This window comes from Schlesneria sphaerica (genome assembly GCF_044336245.1).
GTDB lineage: Bacteria > Planctomycetota > Planctomycetia > Planctomycetales > Planctomycetaceae > Schlesneria > Schlesneria sphaerica.
In genome coordinates this window covers 6,342,234-6,357,316 of the sequence record NZ_CP172346.1, presented here as the reverse complement: position 1 = coordinate 6,357,316, position 15,083 = coordinate 6,342,234, and the positions used below count along the sequence as shown (strand labels likewise).

General features: G+C 56.5%; 10 protein-coding genes. 4 read left to right on the top strand and 6 right to left on the bottom strand.

Annotated elements, in window-relative coordinates:
• Nucleotides 1-3: 3 nt before the first annotated feature.
• The 5 genes from ACGY09_RS22840 to lexA form a co-directional block, all read right to left on the bottom strand.
• Nucleotides 4-930: a hypothetical protein gene (locus tag ACGY09_RS22840; protein WP_397569575.1), complete on the bottom strand. Its 927-nt coding sequence runs from the start codon at nt 928-930 to the stop codon at nt 4-6.
• Between the two features lie 10 nt (nt 931-940).
• Nucleotides 941-2,791: a HEAT repeat domain-containing protein gene (locus ACGY09_RS22835; protein WP_397569574.1), complete on the bottom strand. Its 1,851-nt coding sequence runs from the start codon at nt 2,789-2,791 to the stop codon at nt 941-943.
• 792 nt (nt 2,792-3,583) lie between these two features.
• Entirely contained in the window at nt 3,584-5,680 is a 2,097-nt protein-coding gene (locus ACGY09_RS22830) for an FHA domain-containing protein (RefSeq protein WP_397569573.1), read from the bottom strand.
• 314 nt (nt 5,681-5,994) lie between these two features.
• Nucleotides 5,995-6,612 carry a leucine-rich repeat domain-containing protein gene (locus ACGY09_RS22825; RefSeq protein WP_397569572.1) on the bottom strand — a complete coding sequence of 206 codons (618 nt, stop codon included), beginning with the start codon at nt 6,610-6,612 and terminating at the stop codon, nt 5,995-5,997.
• 104 nt (nt 6,613-6,716) lie between these two features.
• Nucleotides 6,717-7,400, bottom strand: a complete 684-nt coding sequence (lexA, locus tag ACGY09_RS22820) for a transcriptional repressor LexA (RefSeq protein WP_397571901.1) — start codon at nt 7,398-7,400, stop codon at nt 6,717-6,719.
• Nucleotides 7,401-7,576: 176 nt separating this feature from the next.
• Here lexA and ACGY09_RS22815 point away from each other — a divergent pair, with 176 nt between their 5' ends.
• Nucleotides 7,577-8,851, top strand: a complete 1,275-nt coding sequence (locus tag ACGY09_RS22815; RefSeq protein ID WP_397569571.1) for an acyltransferase family protein — start codon at nt 7,577-7,579, stop codon at nt 8,849-8,851.
• Between the two features lie 272 nt (nt 8,852-9,123).
• Here ACGY09_RS22815 and ACGY09_RS22810 read toward each other — a convergent pair whose 3' ends face one another.
• On the bottom strand, nt 9,124-10,200 hold the full coding sequence (locus tag ACGY09_RS22810) for a PIN/TRAM domain-containing protein (protein WP_373652667.1): 1,077 nt from the start codon (nt 10,198-10,200) through the stop codon (nt 9,124-9,126).
• A gap of 156 nt (nt 10,201-10,356) precedes the next feature.
• Between ACGY09_RS22810 and ACGY09_RS22805 the strand changes: the two genes are divergently transcribed.
• From ACGY09_RS22805 to ACGY09_RS22795, 3 genes are all read left to right on the top strand, one after another.
• Nucleotides 10,357-12,342 (top strand): GTPase, encoded by a 1,986-nt coding sequence (locus tag ACGY09_RS22805; RefSeq protein WP_397569570.1) that lies wholly within the window; start codon nt 10,357-10,359, stop codon nt 12,340-12,342.
• 62 nt (nt 12,343-12,404) lie between these two features.
• Nucleotides 12,405-13,871, top strand: a complete 1,467-nt coding sequence (locus ACGY09_RS22800) for a serine/threonine-protein kinase (protein ID WP_373652669.1) — start codon at nt 12,405-12,407, stop codon at nt 13,869-13,871.
• A 214-nt stretch (nt 13,872-14,085) separates the two neighbouring features.
• Nucleotides 14,086-14,841 (top strand): hypothetical protein, encoded by a 756-nt coding sequence (locus ACGY09_RS22795; RefSeq protein ID WP_397569569.1) that lies wholly within the window; start codon nt 14,086-14,088, stop codon nt 14,839-14,841.
• The last annotated feature ends 242 nt before the right edge of the window (nt 14,842-15,083 follow it).

Sequence of the window (15,083 nt, the reverse complement as noted above, 5' to 3'; positions counted from 1 at the left end):
CTATTACTTCACCGTTGCCGCCATGCGGTCCAGAAACTGGCGAGCTTCGGAATAGTCCTGCAACGGAATGATTAGAATCTGTGTACGAAGAATTTCACGCATGTCCTGAACCGCCAGATTCACTTTCGACGCCGTAGCAGATTTGTCGTACCCTCGTGTCTTCTGCTCGAACAGATCGTCGATCGACTTGCGCGTTTCGTCAAATTCTGCTTCCATCAATGCAGCAGGCCATTGGATTCTGCCATTGTCGGGATCGTAGTGCTCCTGACTCAGCGGGCGGGGTCGATTCGCAGCGAGAAACTCTTCTCGACGCTCTCGTGTCGCTCGATCGGCGTCCCGTTGTTCCGTAACCTCAGCCGCCTTCATTCGCTTGAAAGCCTGCCGAGCCTGATAGATCTTCTGCTCATTGTCGATGTAACGGGTCCGGGCTTTTTCGGTATGTTCCATCGCCTTAGACTCGTCGAGGGTGTAGCTTCCGTACGCCCTCAACAGGTTGGCCATCCCATTGTACTGGACGGCGGCGTAGTTCGAATAAGGATCGACGGTGATCCCGCCTCCGTATCCGCCATAGCCCCCATATCCCGCGGCCGCAGCACTCCCATACAGCAGAGCATCGCCGTATCCGCCGAATCCGAGCCCACCCGCAGCGTTCGCGTAATACCCGCTGGCGACGGCCCCGTTCAGCGTGCCGTTGGCGGTGACGCTCCCTCCACCAAAGGCACCCCCGATGTTGAGGTCTCCCACAGCCCGAGGCTGTGTCATTCCAATCGGTCCCGCTCCCAGACTCGAAGCGGGTCCGGCACTGCCACCCATCGGTCCGAAGCCTGCGTTACCAAATCCCTGATTGATATACCATTGTGCCGAGGCCGGCGCTGCGAAGCTTAACTGTGCGAGCGCAAGGAGTATCAGTGTTCTAAGAGTAGTCATCATTGGTTATTCCTTATTTCCACGAGTTGATTGCTTTGTCGGCGGCGGTCCGAACGGCTTCGTCAGAGTCTTTAAGAGCAAGCTCCAACGCTTCTTTCGCCAAAGCCGATTCTTCCCCGACTTCTCCGAGTGTCTGTGCCATCTGGAGTCGCATCTGGGGATTTTTATCACCATGTAAAGCCGCTACGAGCAGCGGAATCGCCACCTCTTTTGTCTTGGGTTCCGGAGAGACACGGACAAGCGCCCAGGCCGCCAGAGTTTTCTCGTGAAGATCAGGGCTTTCCAGCAATTGCTGCAGCGGTGCAGTCGCTGCGTGAGCCGGCTTTCCAATCCGCCCCAGGGCGTAGCTGGCGACCGACCTCACCGTTGGATCATTCTCACCCAGCAGATCAACGAACAGCTTGATCGCAGACTCCCCTTTGGGTGCCATCTCTGCCAGAGCCACCAGCGCTTCCCGCCGGACGACCGGATCCGGATCGTAAATGGACTCACTCAGCACGGGTGCGACGACCTTAGCCCGCTCTCCCATTCGACCGAGCGCGAAAATCGCTTCCCGTCGCAGTTGTGGCCGTTCATCTCGAAGTGCGGACGTGACATGAGGCAAAGCCGCGTTGACGTTATCTTCATCCTTGGGATCTACGTCGATTAAGGCACATGCGATGGCCAGACGAGTCAGTGGGTCCTCGGCTTCGTCCAGTGCTGTCCGCAAAGCATCCTTGGCGTCTTTCGCCCGAAGTCTTCCGAGACAATAGGCGACGACTCCGGGATACGGGAACTGCTTGTCTTCCAGTGCTTTGATTAACTCCGGGACGTGTGAAGTCGCGTCACCGCCAATCGACGCCAGGGCAAAAACGGCTTCACGCCGTACGCTATGGTTGGGCGATTCGACTAGATTGGCCAGTCGACCAGCCGCTGAACTGGCAGCCGGTCCCATCCCACCGAGAATGGAAGTGGCGACCAGTTGCGTCTCTTCATCATCCAGAGCATCAATCAGCGCAGGAACCGCGGCCTCACCCAGTCGATAGAGGGCCTGCTGCGCACTGAATCGAACATTCGCATCCTCATCTTTTAAGGTTCCGATCAGTACTGGTAGCGCTGATTGAGATTCCTGCCCACCTTCGCCAATGGCGGTGACCGCATGCCAGCGCACGGCGGCGTTATCGGATTTGGCTAGCTCGGCCAATTTCCCGATTGTTTTCGGATCAGACGGGCCGATTGCCGCAAGTGCGCTACACGCATTGCAGACAGTTTGTACGTCCTTGCTATCCAGCAGGGCGACGATCTCCGGCAGCGCCGACACACTCAGAATCACCAGCCCGCTGATGGCGTTGCCAGCGATCTGGGGATGAGGACTCTGCAGACTCTCGACCAGCACAGATCGCGCCTCGTCAATTTCGGAGCTCCCACGTTTGCTGATCTCCGCAACGGCTCTTGCAGCGCTAAGACGAATGAGAGGTGATTTGTCTTTCATAAACGTTCGCAGTTTGGGCAATGCAGATTCCGCATCGCTTTCGAAATCCCGCAATGCATTGATCGCCGCGTGGTGGATGACGGGGTTACGATCTTCGAGTTGCCGGGTGAGGGCAGGAACAACCTGTTCCGACTCTGAATGAATTCGCCCGAGCGCGATGATCGCTTCGTAGCGGACTCCCGGATCCTCCTCTTCCAGCAAGGGGAGCAGCGAAGCGACCGAAGCAGACGCGGGAGAACCAATCTCGCCCAGCAACCTGACCGCTTCGACTTTTTCCCGCAGCGACTTCGAGTCGAGTCGCTTGGTAATTGCGTCCAGTTCGCTGACTTCCTGCGCGACAAGCTGTGTGGAAAGCCCCAGCAGTAACAAAAGTGATTTCGCTATTCGTTTCATCGCAGTCTTATCCTCTCTGGGTTTCAGCTTAAATGCCTGTCATCGCTTGGGTGAAAAGAGGGCGCAATCATGTGGGTCAGTCAGTCATCAGTGGGTGATGCTCACAATTCAAACTTCGGGGGAAGGGGGTAAGCGCAGCGTCTCACCGGAGGCAACCTGCATCCCGCCGAAGGATTCGCCCGGCCAACGGTCTGCAAAGCTCACCCTTCTCTGGACTGGGGCCTGGTTTGCCGGTCGCAGTTCAGCGGGATAAGGATGAGCAGTTCGTTCGTATGAAGGCATGGACCAGACCTGAGACGGCTGTCGCTGAAGAGGAAACGACCCCGTCTCAGGCTGGTCATATAGAAACAAACACAGCATCCCGATCGGTTGAGCGACCAAGATCACTCTGTGCAAGGACAATCTCCCTTGTGAATCCATCAGGAGTAGCATCGGCGCGCTAATGCAGCGTCAGATAATGCAATTCCCGGACCATCGTGGGCTTAGCGTAGGTCAGCAGAAGGCTGAAACGGCGGCATTGCCATTTTCGCAGCACAAGGCTTCAGATTCGCGTCCGTCAGCAGAATGAACGCGTACGATTCCCGGTCCTGCATGAGTTCATTTCGAGCACGGCGTTCAATGTCAGTTCAATGACGCGCGCGAAGTGGCCCCATTCCAGGGGAGCTGGGCAGGGGGAAGAACGAGCAGACGCAGTGGCACTGATCGTAGACACAATCGAATAAGGTGACGGTCACTCCGATCGTGAGCGCCCCTGCAAAGTCGCTGAGTGGGAATCGGGACGATGTTGCCAGATCAGAACTCGTCGTCGATGCTCACAGACTTCACCGCATCCTGGGCGAACTCACGCAGCAGCCCCACCCAGACGACCACCGATTCCGGGCGTCCTTTCCGACTTTCAGCGGTTTTCGACGCAGGAAGTTGCGCGTAAACGCCAATGACCTGATTCTGCGCGTTGATCACGGGGCTTCCTGCCCAGTTCGGATCCTTCTCATGCCAGGGAAACTGGATGTTCAGTGAAGAATCCTTAGCCTGCAATGGGGAATTCCACGATGGCCGCAACGAATGCCTTTCCCTGAGGACTGATGGCGGAACCGCCGCAACCTTGTCGGGTTTTTGGAAGGGAAGCCCTACCATACTGAACACCGCCTCTTTGGAATTCTTCAAAGGGGCGACCGCAACTTCCAGAAACGATTCCAGCTTATCAGCAGGACTGACGTTCATGACCGCGATATCAAAGCGTACCTGAGCCTTCTGGAACTGAATCTGTTTTTTTTCGTTGTTCTTTTCAATGGCTTCGTCAACCAGTCGAGCGGCCTGACGATAGTGATTGTGCATTCGGACGCTCGCTATCTGAACTTTACGTTCAGACGTTGGATGCAGGGCATACACTACGCGGGATTGCTGCCGTGACTCTTCCACAATGCGAGCAACCGTTGCGGACGTGACCAGATGGCGGGGCGATGCAGCCCAGGCAGTTCCCACCTGTCTTTTCCGTTGATTCGTCGGGTCTTCGACCATGACTGCATAGATGCTGTCCATTGTGGCAAGCTGTAAGGGAGACAAGCTCCCCTCTTCTGCTTCCACTTCTTCGGCAGCTTCACCTTCCACGGGCTCAATCGTCGTTCTTTCTGAATCAGCACCAATTCGTGCAAGCAGTTCAGAACTCGATTCGCCGTCCACGTTCCCCTGATCAGCCCCTGAGTCCTGGGGCGTCGCCGGATCTTTGTTTGTAACAACCTTCGTTTCCGTCGTTGTCGTTTCCGACTGGGCGGGGGGTTTCACCATTGCGGGCGAAGTGGTGTTTGTCTGCCCTGCGTCTTTCGGGACGGTCCCTTTCGTGACCGCGTTTGCTGGCGTGGTCGTGCGAGGTGGCACGTACGGGGCGACATTTGCCACGGCAGCAGGGGAAATATCGGCGACGCTCGCCGAACCTGCCTCCGGAAGACCAGCAGGGGCGTTCCCCAACGACTTCCAGATCGTGCTGATCGTCAACCACATGACAAGAAGTGCCAGCCCCCCACCGGCGCTCCGTCCGACTACCATCATGATCCACTTCATCTCGGCATCGTTGCTGGAACGACGGCTGCGGGGTGCGAGGGGCAGATCGTCGTCGTCGGAGGCGATGTCCCAGGAATTCGTCCGCGTTAAGACCATTCCAGTAGCGATTCCCTCATCGTCCGGTTGCTTATGAACCGGGATCTGCCCACTGCTGCGGGACCGCTTAGCGCCGGATGCAGGAAGACTCGGATCGGATTTGCGCGCGGGGAGATTCGAGTTCGATTTCCGGGCAGGAATATTCTGATCAGATTGCCGGGACTTGGATTCTCCTGCGGCCTTGCCGGAAGACTCTCGGTCCAGGCCGACTGCACGAATCGTCCCCGAGCTACGGGGCTTCACCGGAATCGCTCCGGAAGTAGGGGATTGAGGTACACGGACTTTATCAGATGACTTGCCTGCGGACGGAGCGTCCGTAGTGGGAATGGTCGCGGACGAAGGAGAACGGCGCGCAGGAATCGTTCCAGACGATTTGGGGGCATCTTCGAGCGGCACCAGACGAAATTCATCCTCGTCCTGGGTGGACGAATCGGGAAGGAAACCATCGTCCTCAGGTTCAAAAGTTAGCTCAGGACAGTCGGGCGACAGCATAATGACATCGCCGGGCATCAGCTCGCATCCGCGATCGAGCTTCTCTTTCCCGACAACCTGCACCTCACCCTGACAGGGTTCGATCATCCAACGCCCCTGGACCTCGTGAATGATCGCGTGGATCGACTTCACGTCTGCCAGACCCGGAAAGGCGATGACGCAACTGGGATGGCTCCCGATGGTGATCTGCGGTTCGTTGGTACTAATGGGCGGCCTGCCCGAAACTGCGACTGTGATGGACATCGATTTTCGACCTCTGCCGGACCCGCAATCCCACTCTCTCTGTGCGTCGTGACAAAAAAGAGGTTGGACGAACAAAGCGGTCCAAAGTTCCGTGTAAACCCGGGTTTTCCCGACTCCACTCAGAAAAACGCAGCTTTTTGCAACAAACAGAGTAGTGACTGGCCGCTGGCAGTTAAAGCCCAGATGGCAAAGATTGTTGGCAAAGGCAACAAATTGGCTGCAATTAAGAGAAAAAACGCGAAAACGATTCAGACATGAGCATGAAAGCCCTGTTGAACGCCATAGTAATCACGCGCGCCCTGTGATCCTGTAAATCATTTCAGGTACTTGCGTTCTGAATTCTCCGCCTTCCACTCTCTCAAGGTTTTTGACGCGACGGACGTCCCGGTGAGTTCCAGATTCAACAGACTTTCCTTCCCCAGCAGGTGCTCTCGAAATCCCGCATCAGTGATTTTCGTTCGCGCCAGTCGCAGGTCCCGCAGGGCAGGGAGCTCTGCCAGAATTTTCAGACCTTCGTCGGTGATCTGCGTGTTGTTCAGATCCAGTTCGCGAAGCTGAGTCTGGCCCGTCAGATACTTGAGAGTCTCGTCGGTGACGTCCGGGTTCGCCATCTGCAGGACGACCAGATCATTACTTGACCCGATGATCGAATAGTCATCGCGGTCCCAACCGGTGAGAGTGAGATGGCGCTCACCTGAAACGTTCTTGTCATGGGGTCCATGCCCGACGAAGCGGATCATCATCGAGTTCACGACGATCGGTAATGCCGTCAGCAGAATCGACAGCAGAATCAACCGGATCGGAGGATAGAGCGACTTCGGACCGGACCCACGAAAAAAGTTTCGGATCGCCCGGGCTGTAAACCAGAAGAATCCGACAGACCCCAGGATCGTTCCGATGATAATCGAGACTGCTGCGATTCGTTCCAACATGACAGTATACCGCTATCCTTGACTTCAGTATAAAACCTGCGAGTGACTCATGATCCAGCACACGTGAGCCATCCGCGCGTCGCGCTCAGGTCGTTTCCCACGCCTCAGTTCTGCGTGGACGAGCGACGGACAGCCACAACCTTTCCGACAATCCGAAAGTCATCTTCCGGGCCGACGGGAATCGGCTGATATCGTGTATTCTCGGGCAAGAGCATGATCTCACCATTGCGGTGATGCAGCCGCTTGACCGTGGCCTCGTCATTCAGCAGTGCCACGACAATGTCTCGGTGATCCGCAAGTGGCTGCTGACGTACGACAAGCAGATCACCAGAATCGATTCCTGCGTCGATCATACTTTGCCCCGAAACCCGCAATGCAAAGTGCCGACCGGATCGTACCGTGGCAGCGTCAACCAGCAATTCTCCAAGTTGATTTTCCGGAGCCAGCAGCGGGGTACCCGCCGCGACCGTTCCGATCAAAGGAATCGAAACCAGGCCCGCGACTTGAGGCTCGTGAGCAGACCGGAGCACGACCAGACTTCGTGACTTGCCTGCCGTCCTTCCGATGAAGCCATTCCTCTCGAGTCGCTGCACCAGTTTGTAGACGCTGGCGACTCCCTGTTCGAGGTGTTCGGCTAACTCTCGCAATGTCGGCGACAGTCCTTCCCGATCAATGTATTCCTGAATCGTCGTGAGCAGTCGCTCCTGGGACGGCGTCAGGGTTTCAATGATCGGCCGTCCTCGTCCCCGTTTCGTCATGGTATCTGTCGAGTCGCCTCCTGTTCGCACACCGTCCAATTTCTGTTCTTTTATAGAGTACAAAAGTGGAAATTCCTATCTAAACAGGCGATTTCCCTTAAAAATGCCAGCTCTATTGATCCGTTCAGTCGAGTGTCGCGTTATGTGGCTGCATCTCTCCTCTTCCCGTCGCAGGTCGCGATCTCAAAGTTCAACTGAGAGGCATTATGACTGTCCCCCAGCGCCTGCACTCGATTGACGCCGTTCGGTCATTTGCCTTACTCAGCGGGATTCTGTTACATGCCGCACTTTCCTTCTTGCCGGGACTGAGAAGTGTCGGTTTCCCGATTGCCGACCAGTCTGAGAGCGTCGCCCTCGGACTGATGTTCTTTTTGATTCATTCCTTTCGAATGAGCCTCTTTTTCCTGATCGCCGGTTTTTTCGCGCATCAGCAGTATCACAAGCAAGGTGCTCGTTCATTTCTGGTGAATCGTGGGAAGCGAATTGTCCTGCCGCTGCTGCTGTTCTGGCCAATCCTCTGCCCACTCGTCATTATTCCGATTGCTTATGCGGCGATTCAGCATTCCGTTTCGGGAACACCGTCTCCCCCTCCGGCACCAGATTCCCCCTTCTTCTTCCCCCTGATGCACCTCTGGTTCCTCTACGTCCTGATCATCCTCTACGTCGTCACCCTCGCGCTTCGGGGGGTGGTCGTGCGATTGTTCGATCGAGAAGGGGTCGTTTTCCGATCGGTTGACCGCACCGTCCGAGAGATTCTGATTCGTCCCGCGGGGGCTGCCATACTGGCCATACCCGTTGCGGTCGCGTTCTTATTCGAACCCGACTGGATTCTCTGGATGGGAATTCCCACTCCAGACAAATCCCTGATTCCCAATCTCACCGCGTTGATTGCATTCTTGCTGACCTTCGGCTTTGGCTGGCTACTCCACCGACAACCTGCATTGCTGGACAGCCTGAAAGCAAGATGGAAGATGAACCTGATGCTGGCGGCCGGCATGTCGGTGGCGGCATTAACGATCAACGGCCCGGTCCCCCGGTTTGAACCAGTGGAATCGCTGGGAGTCAAGGTCCCCTACGCCGTCTGTTATGCAACAGCCACTTGGTACTGGATCTTTGCAGTGATGGGGATGGGTTTGCGTTTCTTCGACCAGCCCATTCCGACTGTCAGATATCTTTCCGATGCGTCCTACTGGCTCTACCTCGTCCATTTGCCGCCGATTTTTCTTGCCCAGGCCATCATCATGGATTGGCCGCTTCACTGGAGCGTCAAATTTCCTTTGATTCTGTTGGCAACAGTGCCATTGCTGCTGCTGAGCTACCACTACTGCGTCCGATCCACTTTCGTCGGTGCCTTTCTGAACGGACGACGCTACACGTCAGCCGATCTGCCACAGCGGACGACCGAGCCAGCAATTGCGGTTGATCCTACTGATCGGCTTTCGTCAACGCAGGAACGGGATGAAGCCCAGACAACGCGATGAGTTGAATGGGCCTCACAGCGGTAGCGGCGATCGACACATCGTCCGTCGAACCCCCGACCAATCCGGAAAGAATTCCGCCTGCAGGCCTAAACAATGACGTACGGGTCAGCAACGGGAATGGACCGGAAGTCCCTCGATAGAGGAAAGGACGATCTGATCCACCACCCGCCGACCCCTCGTCCTGAGATAAGGGTCGGCGAGGGGAGTTCGTCTCGTCGGTCGCGTCCAACCAGAGATCGTCCACGATGGAAGTGTGACCCGATAGAGCGGGGTCAGCGAGCTGCGGGGACGTGCGAGTTGAGCAGCCTGCCGAAGATCATCCGACCCGCACTGTTCTGCAGCATACTTGTCACGATGACATCGATTTCTTTTCCAAGCAGATGGGCAGCCTGTTCGCAAACGACCATTGTGCCGTCGTCGAGGTATCCCACTCCCTGCCCGAACGATTCACCTTCCCGCATGACTTTGATGTGGAGCTGTTCGCCCGGCAGATAGCGGGGCTTGAGGGCATTGGCGACATCGTTCAGATTGATGACGTCCACCCCTTGAACGCTCGCCACCTTGTTCAGGTTGAAATCGTTGGTGACAACACGGCCGCTCATCCGTTTTGCCAGCGATACGATCCGCTGATCGACGGTGTGATCCAGGTCGTCCTTTTCCCGCACTTCCAGCATCCGCACTTCGACCTTCGGTTTCTGCTGGAGTTTGGTGAGTACGTCGAGTCCGCGACGACCACGCGTGCGTCGATTCTTGTCCTGACTGTCCGCGATGTTCTGTAATTCCTCCAGCACGAAACTGGGCACAATTAATTCGGTATCGAAGATGCTCGTATCCATCACGTCCGAGATTCTGCCGTCAATCAGCGCACTGGTGTCGATGATCAGCGGCCGACCGCCCTTAATCTCTTTGGCGAACTCGACATACGGAATCACAAAGCGGAAGTCGTCTTTCGTCTGCAGCAGGAATGAAATACACATGTAGGGCAGCATGATCCCCGCCATCCCCCCGATCACCCGGGCATAGGGGTTGTCGCCGGTAATGTTATTTCCTTCGGCATCCCGCTGAACGCCCACACCGATCGAAGTCATGAACGCCTGTGCGGCATATTGCAACTGAAACGCCAGCAGCCATCCAACCAGCAGGCCGAAATAGATGGCCGAAATCACGTCGAGTCGCTTCCGGGGAAACAGAATGTCGATGAACGTGACAATCTGCGTCAACAACATCATCAAGATGAATGACAAAGCGGAGTAGCGACGGATAAACTCCGGAGCCATGGGGTTCTGCACCAAAGCCACGGCGGCTCCCGCACAGATCAGGACGTACGTCACGCGAAGAAATATCAACATCTTGTTAAAACCCCAGTCCGAGGTGTTTCATTTTTATGCTTTTCCCGACAGCGGGCTACAGTATAGAGACCGAATCGAGTTCTCACCACTACTCAAATCCCATCCCGTTTCAGTAATTGTTTTGTTATTACGACTTTGCGAAGGTAGGCTTTGGCGATGACTAAAGCGTTTTCGTCTTCCGTACTCGGCCCGTCAGCTCGATCCTCTCCGAATCTGGAGGTCGAGACGGACACGCTCGCCACCTTCGGCTCACTCGTCCAGCGATTGAGCGGAGCGATGACACGGCTGGAAGAACTGACCCAGCCGCTGAAACTTCCCCCCCTGGAAGGGCGTGAGTGGTACGATCTGCTGATCCGTAAACTGTTGCCCCAACTGGGAGATAGCACCTATCTGGTGGTGGCGGTCGTGGGGGGCACCAACATCGGCAAGAGCGTCATCTTCAATCATATTGCCGGCTTCCGAGCAAGCGCCAGCAGCCCCCTGGCCTCGGGAACAAAGCATCCTGTCTGTCTCATTCCGGATGGGTTCGACAGTCGTCACGACCTCAAAGCCCTGTTTCCCGCTTTTGATCTTCGCCGCTGGGGAGACAGTGAAGAGGCATTGACCAGCCATACGGAACACTGCCTGTTCTGGCGGACAAGTCCGGATGTGCCGGAAAATCTGGTCATCCTGGATACTCCGGATGTCGACAGTGATGCCCCGGTCAACTGGCAGCGCGCCGATGCCGTGCGGCAGGCCGCTGACGTGCTTGTCGCTGTCCTGACCCAGCAGAAATACAACGACGCTGCCGTAAAACAGTTCTTCCGCAAGGCGGCCGACGAAGACAAGGCGGCGATCGTCGTTTTTAATCAGGTGGAACTCCCCGACGATGAACCTTACTGGCCTTTGTGGCTGAAGACCTTCTGCTCCGAGACAGGACTTCGTCCTGAGTATGTCTATCTCGCCCCTAACGACCGCAAATCCGCAGAGGCGATTGCACTGAATTTTGCAGAGCGTACCTGGCCCTCAGCGACGAATCCGACCGATTCAACCGCCACCTCTTCAGCCGGCCCCGCTGGTTCAAGCCCCCCGGTTCGACTGAATCAGGTCCTGTCCCAGCTTCGCTTTACAGAAATCAAGCTGAGAACCCTGCGCGGATCCCTCAAACGACTGGTGGCCCTGGACGACGGAGCACCAGCCTACCTCCAGGAGATTCGCCAGAAGAGTCAGCAATTTCGGGAAGCGGCCACGATCTTTGCCTCCCGTGGTCTGATTCGGAAAACGCATTGGCCAGCACCGCCAAACTCATTGCTGGTCGACGAAATGTGGCGCTGGTGGAATAGCCACAGAGAAGTCTGGACATCCAGCGTGCATGGCGTTTATGCGCACATCGGCCGCTGGGTGAATGGTGGCGTCCGCGTCGTGCGAGACCGAATCTGGGGACAGTCTGTCCCTCCGCTCGACGAATACCGCCGCGCCGAATGGGAGGCGATCGTTCAAGTCCTCGAGCAGGTCTTCAATCAGTTGGATCTCATTACGACGCTCGGCAACGAACTTTTGACCGAACGGCTGGACCGGGTCCTCAGCGGGACGTCACGGGAAACGGTGCTGGAGCGACTTCGAAAAGAGCACAACGAGTTCGATTTCGAGAAGCTGGTTCAATCGCTGGTCGAAACGGAACTCTCAGCCCTGCGAACCGATCGAGCACAACTCTTCAACATTATTCGCAACGCCGACCGTGCCGCCGCAATTGTCCGCCCGGTGCTGACCGTGTTGCTCGCATTCGGCGGAGTATTCGGTGCTGAGCACATTCTGGTCAATGCCGCTTCCCAATCGCTCACGCACGTCGCAGTCGATGCGACGGTCGCGGCAGGAACGACTGTTGCCGGGAATGCCGCGGTTGATTCCGCCACGGGGGTTCTGAGTCAGGTGAAGGCCTGGCTCCTTCAGTTGCATCACAAATTCAAGTTGCGACGTGAAGAATGGCTGACGAACCGGCTGAGCGAATACCTGCTGGGGGGACTGGTCGACGAATTGCACGCCGGAGCGATCATTCCCAACTCAGCCGCGTTTCAGGAAGCAGAAGAGCTGATCCGGCAATTCAGTGCTCAGCAAATTCGCCTGCTCGCGGGCAAACCGATTGACGAGACAACTGCCATGTGATGACAATCCGGTACCGGCGGATCCGGTGATGAATTTCATTGCCTTACACGAACGTTCAGACCATGACAGAGCCGCATCGACATCCCGGACCGAACACGAAGCTGTTTACAGCGGCGTTCTGTCCCAATTGTCAGTTCCAGTTTCTGCCTGATAAAGATGCGTCTCCCTGCCCCAGTTGCGGCCAATCGCATCCCGCTCCTGCCGACGACCCGAATAACACGCTGATCCATCATCCCAAAGAATCCTCGGGCCCGACGCGGCGCAGTGGCCCCCGAGCCTCTCAGTTAACCGAAGTTGATCAACTGATCGGACAGAGACTGGGTGTCTACGACTGTGACGCATTGCTGGGTACAGGCGCGATGGGGCGAGTCTACCTCGCACGACACCGCGACCTTCGCCGCAAGTGCGCTCTCAAGATCCTGCCCCCGGCAATGCTGCTGGACGATCCCGCCTTCCTGACCCGTTTTATCAACGAAGGGCAGGCGGCTGCCGCGCTGAATCATCCGAATATCGTCACGGTCCACGCGATCGGTGAGGCACGGGGATACTACTTCATTGAGATGGAATTCGTCGCGGGTCGGTCACTGAGGGAACTGGTGGAGGATGAAGGAGCACAATCGCCGGTCCGCGCTACGGCACTGACCCTGCGCATCGCCGAGGGCCTGGCCGCCGCCCATTCCGCCCACATTCTGCACCGCGATCTCAAGCCCGACAACGTCATGCTGACGCACCAGGGGGTACCAAAAATCACGGATTTTGGTCTGGCCAAACGAGTGATCCTGCACCCCAACGCCGTCGAACAGCAAGAGTTTGTCGGCACCCCGACATTTATGGCCCCCGAGCTGTTTGACCATCAGCCTGCAACCGCCGCCAGTGACGTTTACTCGCTCGGAGTCATTTATTTTTACCTGCTGACCGGCACCTTGCCGTTTCAAGACGACAACATGAGCGAACTGATCCGACAGGTTCGCCACAACCCGCTTCCCAGCTTTCGGTCGTTCCAGGAACCGATTCCGATGGAAATGGCCGAATGTGCAAACATGCTTCTGGCGAAAGCACCCGAGAACCGCCCCAAGACGGGACTGGAGGCGGTGCAATTGCTGCAGGCCATCCTGGGACAGGCCGAAGATATCGAGAGCCTGCTGATCCAGGCCTTCGCGCACCATCCCGAGATTCGCTGGACTCGTGACGGTCAGCGTTATCGGATTAATCTGACATTTGCAAACGGGAGAAGCCAGACGGCTTTTGTCGAAAGAAGTGAACATGCGGCCGCAGACCGGTTGCTGAAGATCTCAAGTATCTGTTGTGCGGCGCTTCCTGTTTATTTTGAGCCGGCTTTGCGGCTGAACGCGGAAATCCTGCATGGAGCACTGGCAATTGCCGAAATCGATCGTGAGCCTGTGTTTGTCATGGTGGATAGCTACCCGCTGGCCACAGTGGATTCGGAAGAAATTCGAAGAAGCGTCCTTGAGGTCGCGCATCGAGCCGATGCCATTGAAAAATTGCTGACGGGACTCGACCTGAACTGATTCCGGATAAAATATTCAGCATCAGGAAGCATCACAGCGCAGAACGGAGTTTCGGCCGACGGAGCACGATGAAAGGAATCGAGACTGACCGAAATAGATGTTGACCGTGCCACAGAAGCGGTCCTATTGTAATTTTTTGAGAATCGACGGGTGCGAATCGACGGGGCAGTCCGGTGAGTTCAGCCCAGTTCCTTTTAGCAGGACAGATGCAGGCATGAAGACTCTTTTCATTCAGTTGGCGTGCGCGCATTTGATCGCTGTGGGATTGATCCTGTCATTGTCCTCGACCGCCAGCGCACAGGCCCTGCGCGGTGGCGAAGTCCGATTTCCCGCTGTCATCTCGGGTGAAGAAAGGACGTCACAGACCGAACTTTGGGCCATGGACGTCTATCTGAAGCCGATGCGGCTGATTCCTGTCGAACTGACCGACCCGATCACGGGGAATAAGAAGCTCGAATACGTCTGGTACATCGTCTACCGGGCGTTCCCTCATAAATTCGAAGAACTGACAGGGGATAATGCTCCCGTTAACGTTCTCGATCCCCCTGTCGCACCACAGTTGTTCATCCCCGAATTCACGCTGGTCGTCACAGACAATGACCGCAAGGAAGTCTTCCCCGACCAGGTAATCCCTGAAGCTCTCGCTGCCATCAACAAGCGGGAAAAAGGCCGTTACAAGAGTGCCGTCGATGTCGTCGGACCGATTCCTGACGCCTCGCAGACGGACGGCAGTGACCAGTATGCAATCGAAGGAGTCGCCATGTGGCGCGGAATCGACCCGGACGCAGACCGATACACAGTCTTCATGACCGGGTTCACGAATAGTATCCGCAAAGTCGAAGGCCCCGGGGGCAAGCCGATCATCCAGACGAAGACGATCATGCAGAAATACTGGCGTCGCGGAGACCGCTACGATCAACGCGAACCCGAAATTTCGCTCGATGGCGACATGCAGTGGATCTATCGCTAGTCGCACAGGTCACCAGACTGACCTGAGCAAGTGTCTCGCCATCATCGGTGCGCGGCATCATCAGGTCAGCCAGACGACACTGGCCCACACTCAAGCCGTAGAAATCTATGCCCCGTCCAGAATCCCCGAAGAATTCGATTTCTCACTAGCGGAGCAGGAATTGGGGCCAGCCTCAGCGGCGACCGGGATCGCCGGCAACTCATCGTCCGAGACGGGATGGCGAAACTATCGGCACTTGCAGC

Excerpts from the sequence above, each read along its gene's own strand:
- ACGY09_RS22840 (WP_397569575.1), bottom strand. The coding sequence starts at position 930 with ATGATGACTACTCTTAGAACACTGATACTCCTTGCGCTCGCACAGTTA.
- ACGY09_RS22835 (WP_397569574.1), bottom strand. The coding sequence starts at position 2,791 with ATGAAACGAATAGCGAAATCACTTTTGTTACTGCTGGGGCTTTCCACA.
- ACGY09_RS22830 (WP_397569573.1), bottom strand. The coding sequence starts at position 5,680 with ATGTCCATCACAGTCGCAGTTTCGGGCAGGCCGCCCATTAGTACCAAC.
- ACGY09_RS22825 (WP_397569572.1), bottom strand. The coding sequence starts at position 6,612 with ATGTTGGAACGAATCGCAGCAGTCTCGATTATCATCGGAACGATCCTG.
- ACGY09_RS22815 (WP_397569571.1), top strand. The coding sequence starts at position 7,577 with ATGACTGTCCCCCAGCGCCTGCACTCGATTGACGCCGTTCGGTCATTT.
- ACGY09_RS22810 (WP_373652667.1), bottom strand. The coding sequence starts at position 10,200 with ATGTTGATATTTCTTCGCGTGACGTACGTCCTGATCTGTGCGGGAGCC.
- ACGY09_RS22805 (WP_397569570.1), top strand. The coding sequence starts at position 10,357 with ATGACTAAAGCGTTTTCGTCTTCCGTACTCGGCCCGTCAGCTCGATCC.
- ACGY09_RS22800 (WP_373652669.1), top strand. The coding sequence starts at position 12,405 with ATGACAGAGCCGCATCGACATCCCGGACCGAACACGAAGCTGTTTACA.
- ACGY09_RS22795 (WP_397569569.1), top strand. The coding sequence starts at position 14,086 with ATGAAGACTCTTTTCATTCAGTTGGCGTGCGCGCATTTGATCGCTGTG.